Origin of the sequence: Hymenobacter convexus, assembly GCF_030580955.1 — a bacterium.
Taxonomy (GTDB): Bacteria; Bacteroidota; Bacteroidia; order Cytophagales; family Hymenobacteraceae; genus Hymenobacter.
In genome coordinates this window covers 334,889-360,400 of the sequence record NZ_JAUQON010000002.1, presented here as the reverse complement: position 1 = coordinate 360,400, position 25,512 = coordinate 334,889, and the positions used below count along the sequence as shown (strand labels likewise).

The following is a 25,512-nucleotide window of genomic DNA, read 5'->3' as shown; positions in this document are numbered from 1 at the left end:
CATGGGTCCGAGAACTAGAAAGGCGACTGCAAAATATAAATTACAATTGGATTATCAATAATTACAATATTATATTATTACTTGTATTTATTTAGCAGTTAGCAGGCAGGAGTAGTAGCCTTGATTTTGGCCAACAAAAAAGGCCGCCGCTCCAGATGCGGAGCGACGGCCTTTCGAACCTCTAATACGGTGACCAGACGTTAATTACGCCGGTTACCGCTCATGAAAATGCTCACGTAATACAGCAGGGTGGCCAGCGAGCTGATGGCGGCTACCACGTACGTCATGGCTGCCCACCACAGGGCATCCTTGGCCATGGCGTGCTCCTGCACGGTCACCACGCCGCGCTTGTCCATCCAAGCCAAGGCCCGGCGCGAGGCATCGAACTCGACGGGCAGCGTGACGAACGAGAAGAGCGTGGTGAGCGAAAACAGCGCAATGCCCACGCCCAGCGGAATCAGTGAGCGGTTAATCATGAACACGCCGGCCAGCAAAATCCACGGCATATAGGTAGATACGGCGCTCAGAGCCGGCACCATGGCCGAGCGGAACTGCAGCATCGAGTAGGCGGTGGCGTGCTGCACGGCGTGGCCGCACTCGTGGGCGGCGATGGCGGCCGCGGCGGCGCTGCGCTCGGCGTACACGCCTTCGCTCAGGTTCACGGTTTTGTCGGCGGGGTTGTAATGGTCGGTGAGGCGGCCCTCAGTGCTGATGATGCGCACGTCGGTGATGCCGTGGTCGGCCAGCATGAGCTCGGCAATCTGCGCGCCGGACAAGTTGGCATGCAGCCCCACTTGGGCGTATTGCTTGAACTTGCTGCGCAGACGCCACTGAATGCCCATGCTAACGAGCATCAGCAAAATCAACAGGAAATACATGGCTGAAAAAAGAAAAAGTGAGAACGGCTACGTGGTGTGCAAAATGCGCTCCACGATGCGCGAGGTACTATACCCGGGCACCAACGGCACGGTGAGTACCTGCCCGCCCCTGTTCAACACCAACTCGTGCCCCACAATTCCGTCGATGGCATAGTCGTCGCCCTTCACCAGCACATCGGGTTGCACCAGCTCGATGAGGGCCAGCGGCGTGGGCTCGCCAAACAGCACCACGGCATCGACAAAGGCCAGCGCGGCCAGTATCCGGGCCCGCGCATCCTCGTCCTGAATGGGCCGGCCGGGCTTGAGTGCGCCCACCGAAGCATCGGTATTCAGGCCCACCACCAAGGCATCGCCCAGGTGCCGGGCCTGCTCCAGATAGTCGACGTGGCCGAGGTGCAGCAAATCGAAGCAGCCGTTGGTAAACACCACTTTGCGGCCCTGCGCCCGCCAGGCAGCCACGGTGGCCGGCAGTTGCGCCCGGCTCAGAATTTTATCTTTTGTCCACATAAAATCAATAAGTGAATGGGTGAATGGGCGAATAGGTGCATGGTTCCCGTGTCCATTCGCCCATTCAACCCTTAAACCTCCTCCGTAGTAAGCGGCTCGTCGGCCAGGGCTTCGGCTTCGGTCAGCACGCTGCCCTTGTCGGCGGCGGCCACGGCCACGAAGCTGATGCCACCCATGAGTACCACCAGCAGCGTTTGGGCGCCGTGCACCACCAGCGCGTAGGCAATGCCGGCTTCTTTGCTGATGCCGTACACGATGAGTACGCCCTGCACCAGCACGTGAAACGGCCCGATGCCGCCCGCCACCGGCGCCGCCATGCCAAACGCCCCAAACGTGAGCACGGCCAGGCCGGCGCGCATGTCCAGGTTGTAGGTTTCGGGGAAGCAGAAGAAGGCCAGGTAATCCATCAGGTAGTACACCACCCACGTGAAAATGGTGTGGAACAGAAACAGCCACTTGTTTTCCAGCTTCAGCACGCTGAACACGCCCGCCAGCAGGCCTTTCACAAACAAAATGGCTTTGTTGAAAATGGCGTTCTGCCGCAGCCGTTCTAGGTTGCGAAACAGCGCGTACCCCACCGTGAGCAGCAGCACCGCCCCCACCACGGCCGCAATGAGCAAGGGCGTACGGTTGCGGGCCAGGGCATCGTAGTTCCCGCCCAGTATCTGAGTGGTCACGAAGCGCCAGAAGGTGTTGAAATCGAGCAGCAACAACGTGCTCAGCAGCCCCAGCAGCACCAGCACGTCAATCACCCGCTCCGTTACCACCGTGCCAATGGCCACCTGCACCGGCACGCCGCTCGTGCGCCGCAGCACCGAGCACCGGATGACCTCGCCCATGCGCGGCAGCACCAGGTTGGCCAGGTTGCCCACCATAGAAGCGTGGTACACGGCCCAGTAAGGCGCCGGATGCTGCGAGGCCTTCAGCTGCATCTGCCAGCGGTAGGCCCGGCTGAAGTAGCCCAGCACGGAGAGCGAGAGCGTGATGGCCAGCCAGAAATAGTTGGCCGTGGCAATGTAGTGGCCAATGCGCGAGAGGTCCTGCCCCCGCACCGCATACCACATCAGCGCCCCCGAGATGCTGAGCAGCAGGGCGTATTTAAGAACCGTGAAAAACGTTTTCAATAGAAAGTCGACTGAATAGCAGCTAGCGCCGAAGAAAAAAATCCCGGCAAAGATAAAACGACTTGCGCCCCGCTTTGTCGGCTTCCGCCAGTGCTTAGTCCACCACCACGTTATCAATCAGCCGCACCCCGCCCAAGTGGGCGGCCAGGCACAGCACCACGGCCCGGCCGGCGGCGTAGGCTTGCAGCGGCTGCAGGGTTTGGGCATCGGCCACTTCCACGTACTCGGGCGTCAGCAGGGGCTCGCGGGCGAGGGTAGCTTCGGCGGCGGCTTTCACCTGGGCGGGGGGCACGCCTTGGCGCACCTGGGCCGCAGCCGCCTCCAGCACCTGGTGCAGCAGCGGCGCCACGGCCCGGGCCGTCGCATCGAGCCGCCGGTTGCGCGACGACATGGCCAGCCCGTCGGCCTCCCGGATGGTAGGACAGGTCACGATTTCCAGGTCGAACGACAAGTCGGCCACCAGCTGCCGGATGATAGCCACCTGTTGCCAGTCCTTCTGCCCAAAATAAGCGCGGTGCGGCCGGGCCATGTGGAACAATTTGCTCACCACCGTGGCCACGCCGTTGAAATGACCGGGCCGGTGTGCCCCTTCCATCACCCGTTCCAGGTCGCCAAAATCGAAGCGCAGCACCGTGGGCTGGGGGTACATTTCCTCCACCGACGGCACGAACAAAGCCGTGCAGCCGGCCGGCGCCAGCAGGGCCGCATCGGCCTCCGGCACCCGCGGGTAGAGCCGGAAATCCTCGGCGTTGTTGAACTGCGTGGGATTAACAAAAATGCTGGCCACTACTTCGTTGCACTCGGCGCGGGCAGCCTGCACCAGTTGCAGGTGCCCATCGTGGAGGGCACCCATGGTGGGCACCAGGCCCACGCGCTGGCCGGTCTGGCGGGCATGTTCGGTGAAGGCGTGCAACGCGGCGGCGGTATTGAGTATCTGCATAAAGAAAGGCGGCCAATTGAACGGCCCCCGGAGTAGGTTTTATTGATTTTCCGCTCAAAATTGTTTAATTTTGTGCACCCATAGTATGGCCTTGTCCCATTCTCTTCAATAATCCCTTATGTCGAAGCTACGAATCCTCTACGCGGCCACCGAAATTGACCCGTTTCTGCAGACCACGAAAGTGGCTGAAATGCTCCGGCGCCTACCCGCCAGCATGCAGGAGATGGGCTGCGAAATTCGCATTTTCGTGCCTCGTTTCGGCATTATCAACGAACGCAAAAATAGGTTGCACGAGGTAGTGCGCCTCTCGGGCATCAACATCGCCGTGGGCGACGACGAAAAGCCCTTGGTGATTAAAGTGGCTTCTATCCCGACGGCCAAGCTGCAGGTGTACTTCATCGACAACGAAGATTATTTCCACCGCAAGTCGGCTTTGGTCGACAAAAATGATAAGTTTTACGCCGACAACGACGAGCGCGCCATCTTCTTTTGCAAAGGTGTGCTCGAGACGGTAAAGAAGCTGGGCTGGTCGCCCAACATCGTGCACTGCTCCGACTGGATGACGGGCCTGATTCCGCTCTACCTGAAGACGACCTACAAGAAAGACCCGGTGTTCAAGGACGCCAAGTCGGTGTTCTCGATTTATAACAACGAGTTCGACGACAAATTTGAGGGCAACATTCTGGAAAAAGCGAAGATGCTCGACATCGACGACCAGATGCTGGCCTCGCTGAAAACCGCCGATTTCAGCGGTTTCATCAAAATGGGCATGGAGTATGCTGACACCGTGGTGCGGTCCGACGAGGACTTCAGCGAAAACATGAACGGCATGTTTCACGAATACGCCCTGCACAACAAGCTCAGCCAGGTAGCCACCGATGAAAACCTGCACTCTTCTTACCTAGCCCTGTACAATGAATTGGCTAACTAGCCGCTGTGCTCCCCTCGTTGCCGTAGCCGCCCTGGCGGTGCTTGTCGGCTGCGACAAGGGCACCGACCTGAACGTGGACCTGCCCGAAACAACGGCCGTCAACACTTCCTACAAAGACATTCCGCTGGAAGTGGCCACCGTGCGGCTCCCGTCGGTGCAAACACTTAAAGGCGACCATTTTATGGTGGGACGCCTAGCCGATAACGTGGCCGGCACCACCACCGCGGGCACGTACTCCAACGTCATCGATGCGGGCAGCATCAACACCGTCATTACGGCCACCGGCGGTATTCCGACGGACTCGCTGCCCGCCGGGCTCAACACGCCCCAGCTCGACTCTGTGGTGCTGGTGGCGGGCTTCGACCGCGTGTATGGCAGCACAGCGGCGCCCGCGCAGTTTGATGTATTCAAGCTGGCGGCTCCGCTTGATGAGCGGCAGGCTGGCTACGACAGCAACACCCTGGTAACCCTCGACCCGACGCCCCTGGGCCAAAACCTGACCAGCCGCCTCGACCGCACCCAAGTGCAGGTGGTGACGCCGGCCGATACAGCGAACTCAACCCGGGCCGGCACTCCGGCCGTGACCGCCATCGTGCCCGACCCCACGGTGCGGCTGGTGTTGCAGCGCACGGCCGTGCCAGCCGGCACCCGGCCGGCAGTAACCGCTGTGCCCTCGCCGTTTTTCGACGACTTGTTTAATGACTTCAAAACTTCCGGGTTTTCGCAGCCCCGGCTTGACACGAAGCTCAAAGGCATCGCCATTCTGCCCAATGCCAGCCATGCCGGCAGCATTGTAAGCTTCAGCAAGACCTATAAGTCGCGCATTGTGGTGTATTACCATATTGCCGGCACCCGGTACCCGAAGCGCGTTTATTCCATCTATTTCGGCCCCACCTTCAGTGGCCTCGGGCTGGCTCCCTCGCGCGACCCGCGCTACTACAGCACCATCAGCACGGCATTGCCGCCCGCTTTGGCGGCGCTGGCCACTCGTTCGGGGGCCGTATCGGCGGCGGCGCTGAGCGGCACCAGCTACGCGCAGGAAGGCACGGGCCTGGCCACGCGCGTGACCCTGCAGGGCCGCGTAACGTTGAAGTCGCTCACCAACCAATCCAGCGATACCAGCGGTGTGGTTATCAACCGCGCTGAGCTGATTGTGCCCATCAAGCCGTATACGAACGTGCTGTATACGAACCCCAGCCAATTGTTTGCGCTGGAAGTAGACGCCAATAACGTCGTACTGCAGCGCACCATCAACTATGTGCCGGTCGAGCGGATAGTGCAGGCCGATGGCCAGAACCCCGTTGGCACGGGCAACCCGGCCACAGGCGTTATTACGGATGCGGCCGCGCAGTCGTACTACACCATTCCGGTAACTTCGTACCTGCAAACCTACCTCTACAACGACCCGGCCACGAATCCGAAGTACCTGGTACTGACGCCCAGCATCCGTTCTTCCAGTGCGCTGTCGCTCAACCGGGCCGCCCTCGATGCCAACAACATTCGCCTGCGCGTGTACTATTCGCGCAAGCGCTAGTGCGACTCACCGCAGGCGCCGTTTAGGTCTTATTTAGTTTATTTGACCTTCCTGACTATCCGTTTTTTTCGCATTTAACCATTCCTGCCATGTGCGGCATTGTTGCTTACCTGGGCCATCGTGAGGCCTGCCCCATCATTCTCAAAGGTCTACACCGTCTCGAATACCGCGGCTACGACTCCGCCGGCGTTGCGCTGCTCAACGGCGACCTCAACGTTTATAAAAAGAAGGGCAAGGTTAGCGACCTGGAGGCCTACATTTCTGAAAAAGACACCCACGCCACCGTGGGCATGGGCCACACCCGCTGGGCCACCCACGGCGAGCCCAACGATGAGAATGCGCACCCGCACTACTCCACTTCGGAGCGCATTGCCATCATTCACAACGGCATCATTGAGAATTACGCGGCCCTGAAAACCCACCTGCAGCAGCAGGGCCACACGTTCCACTCTGACACGGACACGGAAGTATTCGTGAACCTGATTGAGGAGATTCAGAAGCAGAACAGCTGCTCGCTGGAGGAAGCCGTGCGCCTGGCGCTGCATGAGGTGGTGGGCGCCTACGCCATTGTGGTGCTCAGCAAGGATGCCCCCAACCAACTCATCGCCGCCCGTAAAGGCTCGCCGATGGTGATTGGCATTGGCGACGGCGAGTTTTTTATCGCCTCCGACGCCACGCCCATCATCGAATACACCAACGAAGTGGTGTATGTGAATGACTACGAAATCGTGGTGATTCGCGACGGGCAGCTGGAAATCCGCTCGAAAGAGGATGTGAGCCAGATTCCCTACATCCAGAAGCTGGAGCTGGAGCTGGACAGCATCGAGAAAGGCGGTTACCCGCACTTCATGCTGAAAGAGATTTTTGAGCAGCCGCGCTCGATTCTCGACTCCATGCGCGGCCGCCTGGAGTTGGGCGCCGGGCACCTAAACATGGGCGGCATCCGCGCCTACGAGCAGAAGTTTATCAACGCCCAGCGCATCATCATTGTGGCGTGCGGCACGAGCTGGCACGCTGGCTTGGTGGCCGAGTACCTCATTGAGGACCTGGCCCGCATTCCGGTGGAGGTAGAATACGCGTCGGAATTTCGTTACCGCAACCCGATTATCACGGAGCGCGACATCGTGATTGCCATTTCGCAAAGCGGTGAAACGGCCGACACGCTGGCCGCCATCGAACTGGCCAAGAGCAAGGGCGCTACCATCTTTGGCATCTGCAACGTGGTGGGCAGCAGCATTGCCCGCGCCACCGACGCCGGCGCTTACACCCACGCCGGCCCCGAAATCGGGGTGGCGTCCACCAAAGCCTTCACGGCGCAGGTGACGGTGCTCACGCTGCTGGCCATGATTATGGGCCAGAAGCGCGGCACCATCACCGACACCAAGCTACGCGAACTGATGGTGGAGCTGGACACCATTCCGGCCAAAGTGACCAAGGCCCTGGAGCTGGATGCCCAGATTCAGGAAATTGCCGAGGAGTTCAAGGATGCTACCAACTTCCTGTACCTGGGCCGGGGCTACAACTTCCCCGTAGCGTTGGAAGGCGCGCTCAAGCTCAAGGAAATCAGCTACATCCACGCCGAGGGCTACCCTGCCGCCGAGATGAAGCACGGCCCTATTGCCCTGATTGACGAGAACATGCCGATGGTGGTGATTGCCACCCGCGACAGCTCGTACGAGAAAGTGGTGAGCAACATTCAGGAAGTGAAGGCCCGCAAAGGCCGCATCATCGCCATCGTGAGCGAGGGCGACAAGGTGATTCCGGCCATGGCCGAGTACGTGATTGAAGTGCCTCACACCAGCGAAGTGCTGATGCCGCTGGTGTCGGTGATTCCGCTGCAGCTGCTGAGCTACCACATTGCCGTGCTGCGCGGCTGCAACGTGGACCAGCCCCGCAACCTGGCCAAGTCGGTGACGGTGGAGTAGACGTAAATTATGAGTGAAACGGCGAGCTTTTTCAGCTTGCCTCACTAAAGCCGCTTCTGGAAACAGGGGCGGCTTTTCGCGTTATTTGCGGCCACAAACTCATTATTTCACCCCTCACCATTTCACCACATGGCTCACCAGATTATTCTTACCGACCAGGCCCCCGCCCCCATTGGCCCCTACTCCCAAGCCGTGAAGGCGGGCAACACCGTCTATGTTTCGGGCCAGATTCCGCTCGATGCCGGTGGGCAGCTGGTGGCGGGAGACATCACCGCCCAAACCCACCAAGTGCTGAAAAACCTGACCGCCATCCTCGCCGCCGCCGGCCTCACGCTGGCCGATGTGGTGAAGTGCAGCATCTTCGTGAAGGACCTTGGCGACTTTGCGACCATCAACCAGGTGTATGGCTCCTACTTTGACGAGGCCACCGCGCCGGCCCGCGAGACGGTGGAAGTAGCGCGCCTACCGCGCGATGTGCAAGTGGAAATTTCGTGCATTGCCGTAGAAGCATAATATCCGGGACGGCGCGGGCGTTGGGAAGCATTCATTTTCAACCCATAACCTTCGCTCGCATGAAAGAACTTGGACTCGGACTGCTCATCATTGGGCTCATTTCGTTGGTGCTGCCCTTCATCAACCCGAATATTCACTACGTTTTCCTGACGTGGATTGAGCAGTGGGGCCCCGCCGTGGCCTGGGCCATTCGGGGCGGCATCACGCTGCTGGGGCTGGTGCTCTGGCTGGGCTTCAAAAACCGGGACTAACTGTCGTGTCTGTCATCCTGAACGCAGGAAAGGGCCTTATCACATTTGCCCAAGCTATTGAACGTGATAAGGTCCTTCACTGCGTTCAGGATGACAGACGGCAAGCCTTACCTTTGCAGCGCGTTCCGAACTCCGGGGCGCGCTTTTTTTCTATTATGACTGAGAGAGAAGTTCGGGTGCGCTTTGCGCCCTCCCCTACCGGCCCGCTGCACATCGGCGGTGTGCGCACGGCCCTGTATAACTACTTGCTGGCCCGCAAGCTGGGCGGCAAAATGCTCCTCCGCATCGAAGACACCGACCAAAACCGCTTCGTGCCCGGCGCTGAGGAATATATCCTCGAAGCCCTGGCCTGGGTGGGCATCGTGATTGACGAAGGCCAGGGCGTGGGCGGTCCCCACGGCCCCTACAAGCAGAGCGAGCGCAAGCCCATGTACAAGCAGTACGCCGACCAGCTCATCGAAGCCGGACACGCTTACTACGCCTTCGACACAGCCGAGGAGTTGGACGCCATGCGCGCCCGCCTGCAGGCCGCCAAGGTGCCCAACCCGCAGTACAACAGCATCACCCGGGCCCAGATGCGCAACTCCCTCACCCTGCCCGAGGACGAGGTGAAGGCCCTGCTCGACGGCGGCGCGCAGTACGTGATTCGCCTGAAAGTACCTCGTAAAGAGGAAGTTCGCTTTCAGGACTTGATTCGCGGCTGGGTGGTGGTGCATTCCTCGGCCATCGACGACAAGGTGCTGATGAAGTCGGACGGCATGCCGACCTATCACCTGGCCAACATCGTGGACGACCACCTGATGGAAATCTCGCACGTCATCCGGGGCGAGGAGTGGCTGCCGAGCGCGCCGCTGCACGTGCTGCTCTACCGCTACCTGGGCTGGGAAAGCACAATGCCGCAGTTTGCCCACCTGCCCCTGCTGCTCAAGCCCGACGGCACCGGCAAGCTCAGCAAGCGCGATGGCGACCGCCTCGGCTTTCCCGTATTCCCGCTCGAATGGCACGGCACCGACGCCGAAACCGGCGAAGCGACCGTGAGCCGTGGCTACCGCGAAGACGGCTACCTGCCCGAAGCGCTGGTGAACTTTCTCGCCTTCCTGGGCTGGAACCCGGGTACGCAGCAGGAGATTTTCTCGATGGACGAACTGATTCAGGCCTTCTCGATTGAGCGCGTGAGCAAGTCGCCGGCCAAGTTCGACCAGAACAAGGTGAAGTGGTTCAACGAGCACTACCTGCGCGCCAAGTCCAACGCCGAGCTGGCACCCTACCTGCTCACGGCCCTGCACGAGCACGCCATTGTGTGCAGCCAGGAGAAAGCCGAGCAGATTGTGGGCGTGATGAAGGAGCGGGTGAGCTTCCCGAATGATTTCTGGCAAGAGGCCAAATACTTCTTCCAAGCCCCGACGGAGTACGACGAAACTGTGGTGAGCAAGAAGTGGAACGCTCCGGTAGCCGCCGCCCTCACGGCCTACGCCGAAGCGCTGCCCACCGCCCCCGAAGTTTCGGCCGAAGGCCTGAAAACCTTATTCAACGACACCATGGCGGCCCAGGGCCTCAAGCCCGGCCAGGTGCTGCAAGCCCTGCGCGTGGCCGTGACGGGCGCCGCCGCCGGCCCCGACTTGTTCGAGACGCTCGTGATTCTGGGCGTGCCGGAAGTGACCGAGCGCCTGCGCACGGCCGTGGCCACGCTGCCCGCCGCAGCCTAAGCCCACCCGGCTTTTTAACGAAAGCTCGAGTTGTTAAATTTTGCCCCGCTGGGCACAAAAAAAGGCTGACCAATGGGTCGGCCTTTTTTTGTGCCTCGAAGCTTTACCTGCTTGCGCTAATTCGCGTAAAGCAGTCAATAAAAATTGCCCAACCTTCCTTTGTTATGGCCAAGAAACCCGTCAAGCCCAAAAAATCTGCTTCCGACCCCGACAAAAAAGCGCGCGTTCATAAAGAACTGGAAGGCTTTGAGATTGGCGTGAATCCGCTAGGCGAAATCACTTCCAACTACAGCATCGAGCAAATCAACCAGTTTCTGGGCCGCCACGTGCGCGATAAAAAGCTGGTGGACCGCGCCGGCCAGTTCGGCGAAAAGCCGGCCCCCGACGAATCGGAGGACGAAGCCTTCCCCATCGCCGACGCCGAGCACAACCCCGAGCCCGAAGAGTCGGACGAGGACTTTATGAAGCGCACCAGCCGCGAGGCCAAACGCAAAAAATCGGTGGACGACCCCGATAAGGAAGTGGCCGAAACGCGCAGCGAGCTACCCGCTGACGAGTAGTTCGCACCGACCTACAGTGTGTTGATAGTACCGGTGCGTAAGCCTTTTTCGTAGATTTCGACTTTGAACAGCTGGCCGTTCTGGTAAATCTCGGTGCGCGTATTTCGGTTGCCTTCGTAGGTTTCGACGCGGGAAAGCTGGCCATTTTCGTACTTCTCGGCGCGCGTGATGGTGCCATCGGTATAGGTTTGCACGTCGGTGATTTGGCCGGCAGGCGTGTAACTCGTCCACTGGCCGTACCAGTAGAAGCGCGGGGTCTTGCCCTTGCCGGTCACCCATTGGGCGGAGCCTTTTCGGGCCATCTGACCGTCGGGGTGCCAGTAAGTCACCTCGCACAGACCGTCTTTTTGGTATTGCTCAGTGTGGTCGAGCTGGCCGGTGGGGCTGTAATAGTTGAAGGTGCGGATGGGCCGGCCGTGGCGGTAGCGGCCCGTGGTGAAAGGCTGCTTTTTGCCGTCGTCGTAATAGGTGCGCCAGCGGCCATTTTCGCGGCCCTTGCCGTCGAAGTGGTTGGGGCGCCAAAAGCCGCGCCGGCCATATTGGCTGGAGGACTTTGAGCTGGCACAGGCGCCCAGCAGGGCAACGAGGCCGCACAGGAGCAACAAGCGGGAAAGACGCATAAGCTGAAGGAATTGAGTTTAACTATAAATTTAGTTGAAACTCTTTTCTAACGCAAGCCCGCCGAAATATTGTGAGGCCGCGGTAGAAGTTTTTTCGGTGCTACTTCGGGCCTGCTCCTATCTTTGGCGGCACCAACCCTTTCTTTCTGCGCCATGCACTCCCACGACGTTGACTACCGCATTCTCGGCTCCGATATCCAGGTGCTGGAAATTGAGCTCGACCCCAACGAAACCGTTATTGCCGAGGCCGGCGCCATGGTGTACATGGAAGAAGGCATCGCCTTCGAAACCAAGATGGGCGACGGCTCCGAGCCCGACCAAGGCTTCATGGGCAAGCTGTTTTCGGCCGGCACCCGCCTCATCACCGGCGAGTCGTTGTTTCTCACGCACTTCACGCACCGCGGCGGCTACGGCAAAAGCCGGGTGGCGTTTTCGGCGCCCTACCCCGGCACCATCATTCCCATCAACTTAGGCGAGATGCCCGGTGGGCTCATCGTGCAGAAAGACGGCTTCCTGGCCGCGGCCCGCGGCACCAAAATCAGCCTGCACTTCAACCAGAAATTCGGGGCTGGCCTGTTTGGCGGCGAGGGCTTCATCCTCCAAAAGCTTACCGGCGACGGCAAAGCCTTCGTGCACGCCGGCGGCACCATCATTGAGAAGCGGCTCAACAACGAGCTGCTGCGCGTGGACACCGGCTGCGTGGTGGCCTTCGAGCCCGGCATTGATTTCAGCGTGGCCCGGGCCGGCGGCCTCAAATCGATGATATTTGGCGGCGAGGGTCTATTGCTGGCCACCCTGCGCGGCACCGGCCGCGTCTGGATACAGTCGATGCCCGTTAAGAAGCTGATTCGGGCCCTGGCGCCGTCCGGCGGCAATGCCCAGAAGGAAAGCGGTTCCGTGCTGGGCGGGCTGCTCGGCGGCATGCTGGACGAGTAAAATAAGGGCTGGCTTAGCGTCGGCCCCACTTTGCTCATCCCGAACGACGAAGTTGACGAAACCTACAAGCCGGCTTCGCCCATGCCCTGCACGGCAAAAGCCACGGCCACGGCAATGAGCAGTCCCACGGCAACGCCGACGCGCATCAAGAATTTGACGTCTTTCGACTCGTCGTGCTTGCGGCGGTCTCTTTCCCGGCGCTGGCTGCGGCTTTTATACGGGCGTTTATACGCCGTTTTACGTGCCGACGGAATTTGAGTAACATTGGACATAGGCAGGAATATTACGGTAATATTACTACATATTCGTTAATTCCATTGCTTGCGTGGAAAAGCATTCGGCGGAATATGCCATCTGCCTCGACCAATGCTCGTTTTCACTCTGCCAGCGCAGTTGGTTTATTCAGCAGCAAGCGCTTAGCGACCCTGCCTGATGACCTGGGAGGCCGTTCGCAGCACAGCTTCCAGCACGTCGCGGGTGTTGAGCAGGCGCGGCACTTTGTGCTGGCCGCCCAGCTTGCCCTGTCCGGCCAGCCACGCCTCAAACGTGCCCACGGGCACGGCGCGCAGCTGCGGCGGCGCCAGAGCCAGGCTGCGGTGGCGCTTGGCCGCGTAGTCCGAATTGAGTTCGCAAAGCGTGGCGTCGAGCACGGCCCCGAAACGGTCCAAATCGGGCCGGGCCGGGGCCGAAGCAAACTCCACCGCCCACTCGTGTCCCCCGCGCGAGGCGGCGTCGCCAGCCGCGAACCAGACGGGCGCGGCGGTGAAATCGCGCACGGCTGCGCCTGTGGCCCGGCTGGCGGCGGCCACGGCGGCTTCGGCGTTTTCAATCACGACTTCTTCGCCAAAGGCATTGAGGAAGTGCTTGGTGCGCCCGGTGATGCGCACCCGATAAGGCGCCCGCGAGGTGAATCGCACGGTATCGCCCACTAGGTAGCGCCACAGCCCGGCGTTGGTGCTGATGACCAGGGCATAGGGCCGGTGGAGCTCCACTTCGGCTAGCGGCACGGGCTGGGGGTGGGCGCTGTTCCACTGGTCGGCAGGTAGGAATTCGTAGTAGATGCCGTGGTCGAGCAACAGCAGCAGGTCTTCGCTGTCGGGCTGGTCCTGCAGGGCGAAGTAGCCTTCCGAGGCATTGTAGATTTCGAGGTAGCGCATGCGCGCATCGGGAATGAGCTGGCGGAACAGCTCGCGGTAGGGCCCGAAGGCCACGGCCCCGTGCAGAAACAGCCGCAGCTGCGGCCATACTTGGGTGATGTTGTCGGCCCCGGCCAGGGCCACCACGCGGCGCAGCAGTACCACCATCCAGGTGGGCACGCCGGCCAGCACGCGCACATCCTGGCGCAGCACGTGGTGGGCAATGCGCTCGATTTTTTCTTCCCACTCGTCCAGCAGCGCCAGGTGCAGCGGGGGCGTGCGCAGCCCCTCGGCCCAACTGGGCAGCTGCGCCATGATGACGGCCGACACATCGCCGGTGCGCGAGGCCGGCTCCTCGGGCCGAAAGGGGTTGGCCGCGTGCGCCCCGCCTAGCGAGAGCGTTTTGCCAGCCAGCAGCCGCTCCCCGGGGTAGAGGTGCGTGCTCAGGGCCAGCATATCGCGGCCGGCGCGGTAGTGGCAGTCGCGCAGGGCCTCGGCGGTGACGGGGATGAACTTGCTGCGGGCGTTAGTGGTGCCGCTGCTCTTGGCAAACCACTGCGGCCGGCCGGGCCACAGCACGTCGGGACGGCCGCGCAGCACCTTTTCCAGCTCGGGGTAGAGTTCCTCGTAGGTGCTCACGGGCACGCGGCGGCCGAACTCGGGGGCCGTCGGGCGCTCCCGGTAGCCATAGCGGCGGCCCCATTCGGTGTCTTTGGCCTGGCGCAGCAGGTGGGCCAGCAACTGGCTTTGCAGCTTCTCGGGCTGCTCGCGCACGCGGGCCAGCCGGGGCAGGCTGCTCCATTGAACGGCGCGGGCGAGGAGCTGGTCGAGCATGCGTTAGGGTGTGATTTGGGAAAGCGAGAGGACCGTCATGCTGAGCGCAGCCGAAGCATCTCTACCACAATAGTAAATCCTTTCGATTGGATTACTCCGGCGGTAGAGATGCTTCGGCTGCGCTCAGCATGACATTCTTTCGCTCGTTCTCTACCCTTTTCTACACGTTGCGCTTGAGCTCGAAATTCTTGCCCAGATACACGCGGCGCACGGTTTCGTCGCTGGCCAGCTCTTCGGCGGTGCCGGCTTTCAGCAGCTTGCCTTCGAACAAAAGGTAGGCGCGGTCAACGATGCTGAGGGTGGAGTTCACGTCGTGGTCGGTGATGAGCACGCCGATGCCGCGGTGCTTGAGCTTGGCCACGATGCCCTGGATTTCTTCGGTGGCAATGGGGTCGACGCCGGCGAAGGGCTCGTCGAGGAGCACGAACTTGGGGTCGACGGCCAGGGCGCGGGCAATTTCGGTGCGCCGCCGCTCGCCGCCGCTCAGCACCTTGCCCAGGTTTTTGCGCACGTGGGTCAGGCTGAACTCTTCGAGCATTTCCTCCACCTTGGCTTGGCGGGCGTCCTTCTTCATGCTGGTCATTTCGAGCACAGCCATGATGTTTTCCTCCACGCTCAGGTCGCGAAACACGCTGGCTTCCTGGGCCAGATAGCCCACGCCCAGCCGCGCCCGCTGGTAGATGGGCATGGTGGTGATTTCGGTGGTATCCAGGAAGATGCGGCCGGAGTTGGGCTTCACCATGCCCACCATCATGTAGAAGCAGGTGGTTTTGCCGGCGCCGTTGGGCCCAAGCAGGCCCACGATTTCGCCCTGCTCCACGGTCACCGACATGTCGTTGACGACGGTGCGGGCTTTGTATTTTTTAACCAGGTGGTCGGCGCGAAGAATCATGCGGGCAAAGGTACGGGCTGGGACGAAGGGAAGAATAATTGGTTCCAAACGATTGAAACCCACAAAATATTCGGCAAGCCTAACATTTGGGTTGATTTTTTCCGCTACTTTTAACCCCCATAACCACACCCACCCCAAATCTTTACTTTATATGACGGTTAAAACACTACTCCTTGCGGGGGGCACGCTGCTGGTCAGCGCGTCGGCAGCATCGGCCAGCGGCTTTCAGGTGAACCTCGGCGGGCAGAAAAACATCGGCATGGGCGGCGTCGGAGTAGCCCTGACGCTGGACCAGGCCGCCATGTTCTACAACCCCGGCGCCCTGGCCATGGTGCGCGACAACGGCGTGCAGGTGGGCGTCAACGCCGCCCTGGCCCGCAACGCCTTCATCCCCGAAAGCGGCGGCGGCCAAAGCACGCTCGACAACAAGCTCGTGACGCCCTTCAACTTCTACGCCGGCTTCGGCCCGAAGGAAGGCAAGTGGAAAATCGGCATCGGCGCCTACACGCCCTTCGGCAGCGAGCTGCACTACAACAAGAACTGGGAAGGCCGCTACAGCCTGACCGACATCAACCTGCGCTCCATCTTTGCCCAGGTTACGGCTTCCTACGCCATCACGCCGCAGCTGAGCATCGGCGCGGGCCTGGTGATGCTGGCCTACGGCGACGTGGACTTGCAGAAAGACGTGCCCCTCACGGCCCAGACCGGCGCCCCCACGCCCCACGTCACCCTCAACGGCAAGGCCAAGCAGAGCTTCGGCTACAACGCCGGTATCTACTTCAAGCCCAGCGACAAGGTGAGCGTGGGCGTGAGCTACCGCTCGCAGGTGGACGCCAAGATTGAGAACGGCGACGTGCGCCTGCGCGACGTGATTTACTCGACCGGCGGCAACTTCACGGCCACCAACTTCTCGGCCACCCTGCCCCTGCCGGCCACCGCCAGCGTGGGCGTGGCCATCATGCCCAACGACAAGCTGACGATTTCGGCCGACGCCAACCTGGTGTTCTGGAGCGCCTACCGGACGCTGGACTTCACCTTCAGCGGCAACAACGGCTACGGCGACCGCGCCGCTACCGCCACCACGCCCGCCGTGGTGGGCACGCCCGGCCTGCTGGGCGGCAGCACCACGTCGTCGGCCAAGCGCTACTACCAGGACGCGCTGGCGTTCCGTCTCGGCGGCCAGTACAAGGTGACCGAAGGCCTGACGGTGCGCGCCGGCGGCTTCTATGACATGGCGGCCGTGAAGGACGGCTACATCAGCCCCGAAACGCCCGATGCCGACCGCATTGGCCTGACGGCCGGCGCTTCCTACGAGTTCGGCAAGCGCTTCGGCATCGATGCCTCGTTCCTATTTGAGGACTTCCTCAAGCGTAGCCAGAGCCAGAGCGACCTGCTGAACAACGGCACCACCGACCGCGTGGCCGGCACCTACAAAACGACCATCGCCGTTCCCGGCGTGGGGCTGTACGTTAAATTCTAATTCCCACCGGCTTCCTGACTGACGCACAACCATGACTTTTTCCGCTAAACATTCTTTGCCCGCCCTGGCCCTGCTGGGCCTGACGCTGGGCAGCTGCCAGCCCCAGCTGGACGACAACCGCCCCGCCGCCGACGCCGGCCAGCTGAATTTCAGCAGCTACGTGGCCGTGGGCAACTCCCTCACCGCGGGCTACTCCGACGGCGGCCTCTACAACGAGGTGCAGGCCGTTTCGTACCCCGCCATTCTGGCCCAGCAGTTTGCCAAAACCGGCAAAGGCCCCGCCAGCTTCGTGCAGCCCGCTTTCTCGGCTGCTAAAAAGGACGGTTCGGGCTACATCAAGCTGCAGTTGGTGAACGGTGTGGCCGCGCCCATTCAGCCTTCGGCCGCCAACAACTTTCTGGGCGAGCAGGTGGCCTACACCAGCAATAACCCGCTGCTTCCCAACGAGCTGGAAGCCTACACCGGCGCGCAGCCCGACAACTTGGGCGTGCCCGGCATCTCGGTGCTGAGCGCCGACAAAACCGCTTCTTCCACTGGCAACGCCGTGGTGGATGCTACTACGCGGGGTGCGGCCGCGCAGTATGGCTCCATTAACAACTTCTACCAGCGCCTGCTGCCGGCGGCCGACCGCACCACGAAAGACTACGTGACCTACATTGGGCAGAAGACGCCCACGTTCTTCTCGTGCTGGATGGGCAGCAACGACGTGCTGACCTACGCCGTGGCCGGCGCCGTGGCTTCGCCCACCAACCCCTTCAGCGGGCTGACGGACACCACCAGCTTCGGCAAGGGCTACCGCAACATCATTAACGCTATTTCCAAGAACGGCACGGTGAAGGGCGTGTGCGCCACCATCCCCAACGTGACGGCCATTCCGTACTTCAACACGGTGACGGTGACGGCAGTAGCCGCCGCCTTCAAAGCAGCCAACGCGGCTTCGCCGGGCGTCTTCATCACCACGGGCACGGCGGCAGCGCCGGTAGTGCGCCTGGCTACCTCGGCCGATTTGCTGACGCTGACCGCGCAGGGCGTGGTTGCCACCGGCGCCGGTTCGTTGCCCAATAACCCGATTCCGAACCAGTACGTGCTGGACGCGGCCGAAATCACCACCGTGCTGAACCGCACCAACCAGCTTAACGCCATCATCGCCAAAACGGCCCGGCAGAACAAGCTGGCGCTGGCCGATATGTTCACGTTCTTCAACAGCGTTGCGGCCCAGGGCATCGTGACCAACGCGGTGAACAACACGGCTACGTTTGCCTCGGGCAACATTTTCAGCCTCGATGGCGTGCACCCCACGCCCCGCGGCTACGCCGTGGTGGCCAACGAGTTCATCCGCAACATCAACGCCTACTACGGCTCGAATGTGCCGACGGTAGCCCCCAACGACTACCGCGGCGTGCTGTTCCCATAAGCAGCCGTTTCGCAGGCAATAAAAAAGGCCTTCCCGCGCGGGAAGGCCTTTTTTGTTGAGCTATTTGGAAAGCCTTACTTGGCCAGGTACGCGGCGATGAGCTGCGCGTGGTGCCGGCCATTCTCAATGAACCAGCGGCTGGTGGCGCGGCCGCCGCACACGGTACCGGCCACGAACAGGCCGGGCCGGGTGGTTTCGTGGGTGGCGGGGTCGAAGAGCGGGGCGCGGGCCTCGTCGGCGGGGTTGGGCTGCACGCCGAGGCGGCTGAGCAGGGCCTCGTCGGGGAGATAGCCGGTGAGGGCGTACACGAAATCGGTGGGGATGGTGAGCGGGCCGTCGGGCGTGAGGACTTCGATAGCCTCGGGCCGGATGGCGGTGACGGCGGTGTTGAAATGCGCGGTGATGCGGCCCTCGGCAATGCGGTTGACGAGGTCGGGACGAATCCAGTATTTGACGGAATTGCTCACCTCCGGGCCGCGCGCGATGAGCGTGACTTTGGCACCGGCGCGGGTCATCTGCAGGGCGGCTTTGGCCGAGGAATTTTTGGCCCCGATGACGACGACGTGCTGCAGCACGTGCTGATAGGGCTCTTTGTAATAATGACTTACGTGCGGCAGGTCTTCACCGGGCACGCCCAGCAGATTGGGCAGGTCGTAGAAACCAGTGGCCACAACGACGTTTCGGGTCCGGATTTCGCCTTTGTCGGTGCTGACGGTGAAATCGCCCTGCTCGCCGTCGAGCTTCAGCACTTTTTCGTGCAGGCGGATGTCGAGCTTTTCGCTTCGGGCCACGCGCTGGTAGTAGTCGAGAGCGTCTTCGCGCAGGGGCTTATAGTGGGCCGTGGGGAAAGGGTAGCCGCCGATTTCGAGCAGGTCGGGGGTGGAGAAGAACTCCATGTTGGTGGGGTAGCCCACGATGGAATTGACCAGCGCGCCTTTCTCCACGATGGTGGAGCTGAGGCCCTTGCGCTGGCATTCGAGGGCGCAGGCGAGGCCCACGGGGCCGGCCCCGATGATGAGAACGTCGAGCATGTGAATGTTGGGCGAAGTAGCGCGAACTTTGTAGTTCGCGTCCTCGCGTTGTTGTTACGAAAATGACCGTGCGGCAACGCGAACTACAAAGTTCGCGCTACTTCCATGCGTACCTGCGACTTGTGCGGCAGCACTGATTTTAAGAAGCTGCCTTTCTATTACGAATTTGAAGGCCAGCGGCTGCAGGGCACCCAGTGCCGCAGCTGCGCCCTGATGTTTCTGGACCCGCAGCCCACGCCCGCGCAGCTGGAACGGCTCTACGGCAAGGACTACTTCACCGAGCGCCCCAACTACGACCGGACCCAGCAGGAGGTCGTGTTTATCGAGGAAGGCCAGAAGCAGGATGCTCTAAACCAGGTTCGGCCCGACAAGTTCACCAACTACATCCTGGCCAAGTATCCCGGCCGCAAGTTCCGCTACCTCGACGTAGGCTGCGGCCCCGGCTACACCCTCAAAAGCCTCGAACGGCTGGGCTGGGAAGCCCACGGCCTGGAAATATCGGAGCACGCCGCCGACTTTGCCCGCCGCGAGCTGCACCTGCCCGTGGTGACGGGCAACATCGAAACCACCGAGGACTTCCACGAAAACCAGTTCGACCTCGCCTACATGGGTGATGTGCTGGAGCACCTGCTTTCGCCCAGCGCCACGCTGGCCAAGTTCCACCGCATGCTGGAGCCGGGTGGGTTGCTGGTGTTGGCCCTGCCGGCCACCCTCAACCTGCCCGCCGTGCGGCTGGGCTTCGCGGCCTATGGCGCGCTGGGCAAGGAGCGCAAGATGGACATTCCGCCCTACCACCTGTTCGAGTTCACGCCCACCACCATTACCAAAATGCTGAAGAAGCAGGGTTTTGAAGTGGTGGAGCTGCTGAACCCGGTGAAGCCGCCCAAGAACATTCGCCTCGGCGGCAGCGTGATGGAAAAGGTGAGCAAGCTGGCGGGCCAGTACCCCACCTACTACCTCAACAAGCTGACGGGCCGGTTTGGCGACCGGATGTTTGTGGTGGCGCGGAACGTGAAGTAAGACCGGCTACTTCTGCTCCAGAAACAGGTAGCGCGGCCGGGTTTGGTCGGGCTCGACGCGCGTTTGTACGTCTAAGCGCAGCACTTGCCCACCGGCACCGGCGGTAGCAGCGGGCCAGGCGGGCAGGCCCGCACCGTTGGGGTTGCCGGTTTTGATGAAGTTGGCGAAATATGCCTGCATGGTTTTCGACACTTGGTAATCATCAGCCGTCCAGGCAAAAACCTTATTGGCGGCCAGGTTGCCCAGCGCGTATTCTATCTCGGCCGAATGCACGGCCCCGCGGGCGGGCGGCGCGGGTGGCGCGGCGGCATCGCCCTTCACCACGCCGCCGGCCAGGCCGGTGGTAGCATTGCCCATACCGGGCGTCATGGCCGGGCGGGGGCGGGCGTAGAGGTAGCGGTACACGGGCTTGCCGCCGGTTTGGGTTTGCACATCGGCCCATTTCCAGGTGCTGTAGCCGATGAACCGGTCGCTGGCCAGGTCGGTGGCCGACTGCTCCGCTTCGGCATCAGTAGCGGCGGGGTAGAGCCGCAGGACCTCGGCGAGGCGGTTGGCGTAGAGCTTCTGCACGGCGGCGCGGAAGTTGTCGGCCGTGGGCGGCGCCTGGCCCAGCAGTGCCTGGTGGCCCATTTCCTGCGAATTCCAGCCCACCAACAGCGGCACTTTGGCCTGCTGGCTAGCCGCGTAAATCTCGGCCGGCGACCGGGGCAGAAAGTAGCCATCCACAATGGCCGAAAAGCGCGGGGCGCCCGGCTTGCCCGCGGCTTCCAACAGCTGCTGGGCCGGCAGGGCCCGTAAGGCGGCCAGCGAACTGGCCCCCACTGAGGCAGCGAAGGCCGTACCGGTTTGCTCGGCCTGGGCCAGCGTGGGCAGCGGCTGCAAGCCTAGCAGCGAGCCGCTTTCGCCAATGGCGCCCACCATCAAATCCTTCGCCAGCGGCGAGACCATCTGGGCACTGACCGAGAAGGAACCGGCCGACTCGCCACCGATGGTGACGTGCTGCGGGTCGCCACCGAAAGCGGCAATGTTGGTCTTCACCCATTTCAGCGCGGCGGCTTGGTCGAGCAAGCCGTAGTTGCCCGAGGCATGGTTAGGCGATTCTTTGGTGAGCTCCGGGTGGGCCAGGAAGCCGAACACCCCCAGCCGGTAATTCACCGTGACGGCCACGATGCCCTGGCGGGCCATGCTTTCGCCGTCGTAGCGCGGCTCGGAGCCATCGCCGGCCATGAAGCCGCCGCCGTAGAAATACACCAGCACCGGCCGCCGCTCCTGCGGTGATTTCGCGGCCGTCCACACATTCAGGTATAGGCAATCTTCGCTCACGCCGTTGGAGCGGAAATTCATATCGCCAAAAATGGGCTGCTGCATGGCGCGGGGGCCAAACTTGGTGGCCGACCGCACGTGCTTCCACGGAATTGCGGGTTGCGGGGCCTGCCATCGCAACTCGCCCACCGGCGCCGCCGCATAAGGAATGCCTTTGAAGGCGCGGATGCCGCCCGATATCACTTCTGCCGACAGTTTCCCGTCTTTTACTGCCACCACTCCCATCGAAACCGCTGATTCTTCTTCAGCAAACTGCGCTTTGATACCCGATAATGGCAAAACCGTCAGCAAGGCAATGACGCAAAAAATTCTCATAGCAAAAGGACAAGGTATGCTGATGAATGACTGTATCGCCTTTCGCCAGCAAACTACGCACGGCCAAGTACACCAAACGAAAAGCCCCGTCGCCGGGTAGGCAACGGGGCTTCTACACTACATTTCAACGCACGCTTACAACAGCTCGGTGCTGCGCTTCACGAAGGCCGTCAGGGCCTCGCCTTTCAGCAGGCCCTGGGCCAGCAGCGCCAAATCAAACGCCTGCTTGGCGAGCTTGTCGCCGCCGTCGGCCAGCACCTTGGTTACCAACGGATGGTTGGCGTTCACGGTCACGTCGTACGACTCGGGGAAGGCGCCGAACATCTGCATGCCGCCCCCGCCGCCGGTGCGCTGCATGTCCTTCATGCGGCGCATAAACTCGTTTTGGGTGATGACCACCGGGGCGTCCTGCGGGCTGAGGGCGGCCACTTTCACGTGCATGGCCGGGTTGGCAATGGCCGTGGTGAAGGTTTCTTCCAGCTTCTTGGTGTCGTCCTCGGTCAGCACGCTTTCGGTGGTGTCGTCCTTCTCGATGAGCTTGCTCAGCGTGTCGGCGTCGACGCGCTTGAAGCTGGTTTTCTCCAGCTTCTGCTCCAACTGGCCCACGAAGTGCGGGTCGAGGATGTGGTCGAAGTTCAGCACATCGTAGCCGCGCTCCTGAGCAGCCGCCACGAAGCTGTGCTGCGCCTCGGCGTCGTTGGTGTAGAGCACCACGGTGTTACCGTTCTTGTCCTGTTGGTTGGCCTGGATGTGCTCGGTGTACTCGTTGATGGTGAACAGCTTGCCATCCACATTCTTGAGCAGCACGAAGTCCTTGGCCTTCTCGTAAAACTTCTCATCCGAGAGCATGCCGTACTTCACAAACAGGCCGATGTCGCCCCACTTCTCCTCGTAGCCGGCGCGGTCCTGCTTGAACAGGCTGCTCAGCTTATCGGCCACCTTCTTGGTGATGTAGGTGTTGATTTTGCGCACCGCCGCGTCGGCCTGCAGGAAGCTGCGCGACACGTTTAGCGGAATATCGGGCGAGTCGATGACGCCGTGCAGCAGCATCAGGAACTCGGGCACCACGTCCTTTACCTCGTCGGTGATGAACACCTGGCGCGAGTAGAGCTGAATCTTGTTGCGCGAGAACTGCAGCTCGTCCTTCACTTTCGGGAAGTACAGAATACCAGTGAGATTGAACGGGTAGTCCACGTTCAGATGAATCCAGAACAGGGGCTCGTCCATGCTCATGGGGTACAGCTCCTGGTAGAATTTCTTGTAGTCCTCGTCGGTCAGTTCCGAGGGCTGCTTGGTCCAAATTGGGGTCGTTTGGTTGATAACCTCGCCCTCGAACTCAATCGGAATGGGCAGGAACTTGCAGTACTTGGTGAGGATGGTGCGCAGACGGGCCTCCTCCAGAAACTCGTCCGAGTCTTCGGCCACATGCAGCACCACGTCGGTGCCGCGCTCGGCCTTGGCGTGCTCGCCGGTGGGCTCGTCGAGGGTGAACTGCGTGCTGCCGTCGCAAATCCAGTGGGCCGTCAGGGTGTCGTCCTTGTACGACTTCGACCAGATTTCGACCTCCTTCGCCACCATGAAGGCCGAGTAGAATCCCAGGCCAAACTGCCCGATAATCTGGTCTTTGGCGTTGGCGTCCTTCTCCTTGTACTGCTCCACAAACTCGGTGGCGCCAGAGAAGGCAATCTGGTTGATGTATTTCTTGATTTCCTCGGCCGTCATGCCCAGGCCGTGGTCGGAAATCGTGATTTTGCGGGCTGCCTTGTCCACGGTCACGCGCACTTTCAGCTCGCCCAAGTCACCCTGGTACTCGCCCAGTTGGGCCAGGCTTTTCAGCTTCTGGGTGGCATCAACGGCGTTGCTGACCAGTTCCCGCAGGAAAATCTCGTGGTCGGAATACAAGAACTTCTTAATAATCGGGAAGATGTTCTCGGTGTGGATGGAGATGGAGCCGGTTTCTTGCATGATAAATTAGGCTATCAGAAAAAATGAAAGTCAGACGGAATGGCCGGGCACAGAGCCACCGGCCACGGTTCGCGTAGCTTTCAAAGGGCGTTCCAAGGGTTAAGGCGCTGTCAGATTGACAGCAGGAGCGGCGCCTTTGCGGCTTCCCATTCGGCCTCCAGCCGTAGCCCGGCGGCGGTATCCCCACCGGTGAACCAGTCGTAGGCGGCCGGCACGCTTTTAAACACCTGCAACTGGTATTGCATGAAACGCCGACCTACCCAAAGCATGGCCTCTACGGCCATCTGGTTGTGCAGCTGGGTGGGCGGATACATAACGGCCACGCCGCGCAGCGGCCGGCGCGACACGCGCGGAAACCAGTGCAGCGACATCCACAGCTCGTCGCGCATCTCCACGGGCGGCATGCCCGCGAAATCAACCAATACAAAATGGGGATGCAGCTTCTCTACCAAGTCGCGGCTGTAGCGCATGCCCGCGCGCAAACCCCGGGAATTGGGCCCACCCACCCACTGAAAACGCATCAGGCGAAGTTCGGGGTCGTGCTGGACTTGAAAGTTGTGCGACAGCGGAAGTATCATAGCAACCGAAAGCTACGACAACGCACTGCGCTGGCAGTCAGCTATTAGCTAAACCGCAGCATTAACTCGCTGAGCCTAGGGCTGTGACCGATGAGGCTGCTTAGCCAAATGGCTGGAAGCGGCTGGGCCGTGCACGGCGTCCCACTCGGCCAACAGGCCGGGCATGCGGTCCGAGTAGTCGCTGAGCCAATGCAGGCCGGGCGTGGCCGTAGAGAAAAACTGGATGTCGAACTTGATAAACGGCCGAAACAAGGCAATCAGCGAATCGATGGCCAATTGGTTGTGGACGCGTCGGCGGTTGATGGCCAGCACCACGCGTTCGAGGGGCAGCTTCACCAGCACGGGCATCCAGCTCACACCGAGCCACACCTGGTCATACACCGAAATATCCGGAAACGTGTTCATTTCCAGCAACATATTGCGAATGCTGTGCTGATTCACCAGCTTCAGCAGCTGCTCGGCGCTGTTGCGGAAAGAGCGCATGTCCTCGCCCGCCGCCCATTCCACGCGCAACACGCTCAAGGCTTCGTCGTACTGCAGCGACAGGTCCGGGATGGAGGTAATAATCACGAAAAAACTTGGGAACAAGCGGTTCCAATTTGGGAACCGAGGGCCGTACGTAATAGACCGGTACTTCGGATTTACTGAGGTCCAAATTTCGGCAACTTTTTTTTCTGCGGGCAGCTTTTGTTGTTTCCGCCCATCTTTGCACCGTGCAAGCCCTACGTTCCCACCTCGCCTTCCTGCTGCTGCTCTGCCTGGTGCGGACGCTGCTGCCCGAGGCGTGGATTCTGGCCTTGCACCCCCACGAGCACACCACCGACGAGCCGGCCCACGCGCTGGCCTTCCGTCACAAGGGCAAAGCCCTCATCGGCAAGCAGCACAAGCATTGCCCGGTCGAAGAGCTTTATAATGTGCCCTTTCTGCCGAGTGCGCCCGTGGTGATGCCGCTGCCGGTGGCCCGTCCGTGCTTTGCCACCGCGCCCGTGCCCACCGTGGCCACGGCGCCCTGGATTGCGCGGCGGCCCGCCCAACTGCGCGGGCCGCCCGCCGCCTAAGCGGCACCCCGGCTTCTGTTGATTTTAAGCTACGCCCTGCC

25 protein-coding genes are annotated in these 25,512 nt (G+C 61.3%); 12 read left to right on the top strand and 13 right to left on the bottom strand.

Annotated features, from left to right (window positions below; all coding sequences use genetic code 11):
- Positions 1–200 precede the first annotated feature (200 nt).
- The 4 genes from Q4S41_RS04980 to panC all read right to left on the bottom strand — a co-directional run bounded on the left by Q4S41_RS04980 (position 201) and on the right by panC (position 3,449).
- Positions 201–878, bottom strand: coding sequence for a zinc metallopeptidase (locus tag Q4S41_RS04980; RefSeq protein ID WP_305030009.1), 678 nt, complete (start codon positions 876–878; stop codon positions 201–203).
- Positions 879–905: 27 nt separating this feature from the next.
- Complete coding sequence (gene rfaE2 / locus Q4S41_RS04975) at positions 906–1,385, bottom strand: D-glycero-beta-D-manno-heptose 1-phosphate adenylyltransferase (RefSeq protein ID WP_305030008.1); 480 nt, start codon at positions 1,383–1,385, stop codon at positions 906–908.
- A gap of 71 nt (positions 1,386–1,456) precedes the next feature.
- Positions 1,457–2,509, bottom strand: coding sequence for a lysylphosphatidylglycerol synthase transmembrane domain-containing protein (locus Q4S41_RS04970; protein WP_305030007.1), 1,053 nt, complete (start codon positions 2,507–2,509; stop codon positions 1,457–1,459).
- A gap of 94 nt (positions 2,510–2,603) precedes the next feature.
- Entirely contained in the window at positions 2,604–3,449 is an 846-nt protein-coding gene (gene panC, locus Q4S41_RS04965) for a pantoate--beta-alanine ligase (RefSeq protein ID WP_305030006.1), read from the bottom strand.
- 118 nt (positions 3,450–3,567) lie between these two features.
- Between panC and Q4S41_RS04960 the strand changes: the two genes are divergently transcribed.
- The 7 genes from Q4S41_RS04960 to Q4S41_RS04930 all read left to right on the top strand — a co-directional run bounded on the left by Q4S41_RS04960 (position 3,568) and on the right by Q4S41_RS04930 (position 10,869).
- Positions 3,568–4,380, top strand: a complete 813-nt coding sequence (locus tag Q4S41_RS04960) for a glycogen/starch synthase (RefSeq protein ID WP_305013620.1) — start codon at positions 3,568–3,570, stop codon at positions 4,378–4,380.
- Positions 4,364–5,914 carry a DUF4270 family protein gene (locus Q4S41_RS04955; protein ID WP_305030005.1) on the top strand — a complete coding sequence of 517 codons (1,551 nt, stop codon included), beginning with the start codon at positions 4,364–4,366 and terminating at the stop codon, positions 5,912–5,914. Before Q4S41_RS04960 ends, Q4S41_RS04955 begins: the two co-directional genes overlap by 17 nt.
- 89 nt (positions 5,915–6,003) lie before the next feature.
- Positions 6,004–7,839: a glutamine--fructose-6-phosphate transaminase (isomerizing) gene (gene glmS, locus Q4S41_RS04950; protein ID WP_305030004.1), complete on the top strand. Its 1,836-nt coding sequence runs from the start codon at positions 6,004–6,006 to the stop codon at positions 7,837–7,839.
- A 129-nt stretch (positions 7,840–7,968) separates the two neighbouring features.
- Positions 7,969–8,352 (top strand): RidA family protein, encoded by a 384-nt coding sequence (locus Q4S41_RS04945; RefSeq protein WP_305030003.1) that lies wholly within the window; start codon positions 7,969–7,971, stop codon positions 8,350–8,352.
- 59 nt (positions 8,353–8,411) lie between these two features.
- Entirely contained in the window at positions 8,412–8,603 is a 192-nt protein-coding gene (locus Q4S41_RS04940) for a hypothetical protein (protein WP_305030002.1), read from the top strand.
- Positions 8,604–8,758: 155 nt separating this feature from the next.
- Positions 8,759–10,309, top strand: coding sequence for a glutamate--tRNA ligase (gene gltX, locus Q4S41_RS04935; protein ID WP_305030001.1), 1,551 nt, complete (start codon positions 8,759–8,761; stop codon positions 10,307–10,309).
- A 164-nt stretch (positions 10,310–10,473) separates the two neighbouring features.
- A complete protein-coding gene (locus Q4S41_RS04930; protein ID WP_305030000.1) occupies positions 10,474–10,869 on the top strand; it encodes a hypothetical protein in 396 nt (131 codons plus the stop codon).
- 11 nt (positions 10,870–10,880) lie between these two features.
- Here Q4S41_RS04930 and Q4S41_RS04925 read toward each other — a convergent pair whose 3' ends face one another.
- Positions 10,881–11,489, bottom strand: a complete 609-nt coding sequence (locus tag Q4S41_RS04925; RefSeq protein ID WP_305029999.1) for a toxin-antitoxin system YwqK family antitoxin — start codon at positions 11,487–11,489, stop codon at positions 10,881–10,883.
- Positions 11,490–11,642: 153 nt separating this feature from the next.
- Here Q4S41_RS04925 and Q4S41_RS04920 point away from each other — a divergent pair, with 153 nt between their 5' ends.
- Entirely contained in the window at positions 11,643–12,425 is a 783-nt protein-coding gene (locus Q4S41_RS04920; RefSeq protein ID WP_305029998.1) for a TIGR00266 family protein, read from the top strand.
- A gap of 62 nt (positions 12,426–12,487) precedes the next feature.
- Here Q4S41_RS04920 and Q4S41_RS04915 read toward each other — a convergent pair whose 3' ends face one another.
- The 3 genes from Q4S41_RS04915 to lptB all read right to left on the bottom strand — a co-directional run bounded on the left by Q4S41_RS04915 (position 12,488) and on the right by lptB (position 15,287).
- Positions 12,488–12,697: a hypothetical protein gene (locus tag Q4S41_RS04915; RefSeq protein WP_305029997.1), complete on the bottom strand. Its 210-nt coding sequence runs from the start codon at positions 12,695–12,697 to the stop codon at positions 12,488–12,490.
- A gap of 144 nt (positions 12,698–12,841) precedes the next feature.
- The gene (locus tag Q4S41_RS04910; RefSeq protein WP_305029996.1) at positions 12,842–14,395 is read right to left on the bottom strand and encodes a GH3 auxin-responsive promoter family protein; all 1,554 of its coding nucleotides are present in this window, start codon (positions 14,393–14,395) and stop codon (positions 12,842–12,844) included.
- 160 nt (positions 14,396–14,555) lie between these two features.
- Positions 14,556–15,287 (bottom strand): LPS export ABC transporter ATP-binding protein, encoded by a 732-nt coding sequence (lptB, locus tag Q4S41_RS04905; RefSeq protein WP_305029995.1) that lies wholly within the window; start codon positions 15,285–15,287, stop codon positions 14,556–14,558.
- A 151-nt stretch (positions 15,288–15,438) separates the two neighbouring features.
- Here lptB and Q4S41_RS04900 point away from each other — a divergent pair, with 151 nt between their 5' ends.
- The gene (locus tag Q4S41_RS04900; protein ID WP_305029994.1) at positions 15,439–16,767 is read left to right on the top strand and encodes an OmpP1/FadL family transporter; all 1,329 of its coding nucleotides are present in this window, start codon (positions 15,439–15,441) and stop codon (positions 16,765–16,767) included.
- A gap of 31 nt (positions 16,768–16,798) precedes the next feature.
- Complete coding sequence (locus Q4S41_RS04895) at positions 16,799–18,181, top strand: SGNH/GDSL hydrolase family protein (protein ID WP_305029993.1); 1,383 nt, start codon at positions 16,799–16,801, stop codon at positions 18,179–18,181.
- A 74-nt stretch (positions 18,182–18,255) separates the two neighbouring features.
- Here Q4S41_RS04895 and Q4S41_RS04890 read toward each other — a convergent pair whose 3' ends face one another.
- A complete protein-coding gene (locus Q4S41_RS04890) occupies positions 18,256–19,212 on the bottom strand; it encodes a YpdA family putative bacillithiol disulfide reductase (RefSeq protein WP_305029992.1) in 957 nt (318 codons plus the stop codon).
- Between the two features lie 105 nt (positions 19,213–19,317).
- Between Q4S41_RS04890 and Q4S41_RS04885 the strand changes: the two genes are divergently transcribed.
- Positions 19,318–20,232, top strand: a complete 915-nt coding sequence (locus tag Q4S41_RS04885) for a class I SAM-dependent methyltransferase (RefSeq protein WP_305029991.1) — start codon at positions 19,318–19,320, stop codon at positions 20,230–20,232.
- A gap of 6 nt (positions 20,233–20,238) precedes the next feature.
- Here Q4S41_RS04885 and Q4S41_RS04880 read toward each other — a convergent pair whose 3' ends face one another.
- The 4 genes from Q4S41_RS04880 to Q4S41_RS04865 form a co-directional block, all read right to left on the bottom strand.
- Positions 20,239–21,870 (bottom strand): carboxylesterase/lipase family protein, encoded by a 1,632-nt coding sequence (locus Q4S41_RS04880; RefSeq protein ID WP_305029990.1) that lies wholly within the window; start codon positions 21,868–21,870, stop codon positions 20,239–20,241.
- Positions 21,871–22,005: 135 nt separating this feature from the next.
- A complete protein-coding gene (gene htpG / locus Q4S41_RS04875; protein ID WP_305029989.1) occupies positions 22,006–23,835 on the bottom strand; it encodes a molecular chaperone HtpG in 1,830 nt (609 codons plus the stop codon).
- Positions 23,836–23,945: 110 nt separating this feature from the next.
- On the bottom strand, positions 23,946–24,413 hold the full coding sequence (locus Q4S41_RS04870; protein WP_305029988.1) for a hypothetical protein: 468 nt from the start codon (positions 24,411–24,413) through the stop codon (positions 23,946–23,948).
- Positions 24,414–24,488: 75 nt separating this feature from the next.
- Complete coding sequence (locus Q4S41_RS04865) at positions 24,489–24,983, bottom strand: hypothetical protein (RefSeq protein WP_305029987.1); 495 nt, start codon at positions 24,981–24,983, stop codon at positions 24,489–24,491.
- 143 nt (positions 24,984–25,126) lie between these two features.
- On the opposite strand from Q4S41_RS04865, the gene Q4S41_RS04860 reads away from it, so the two are divergent.
- Positions 25,127–25,471 (top strand): hypothetical protein, encoded by a 345-nt coding sequence (locus Q4S41_RS04860; RefSeq protein ID WP_305029986.1) that lies wholly within the window; start codon positions 25,127–25,129, stop codon positions 25,469–25,471.
- Positions 25,472–25,512: the final 41 nt, after the last annotated feature.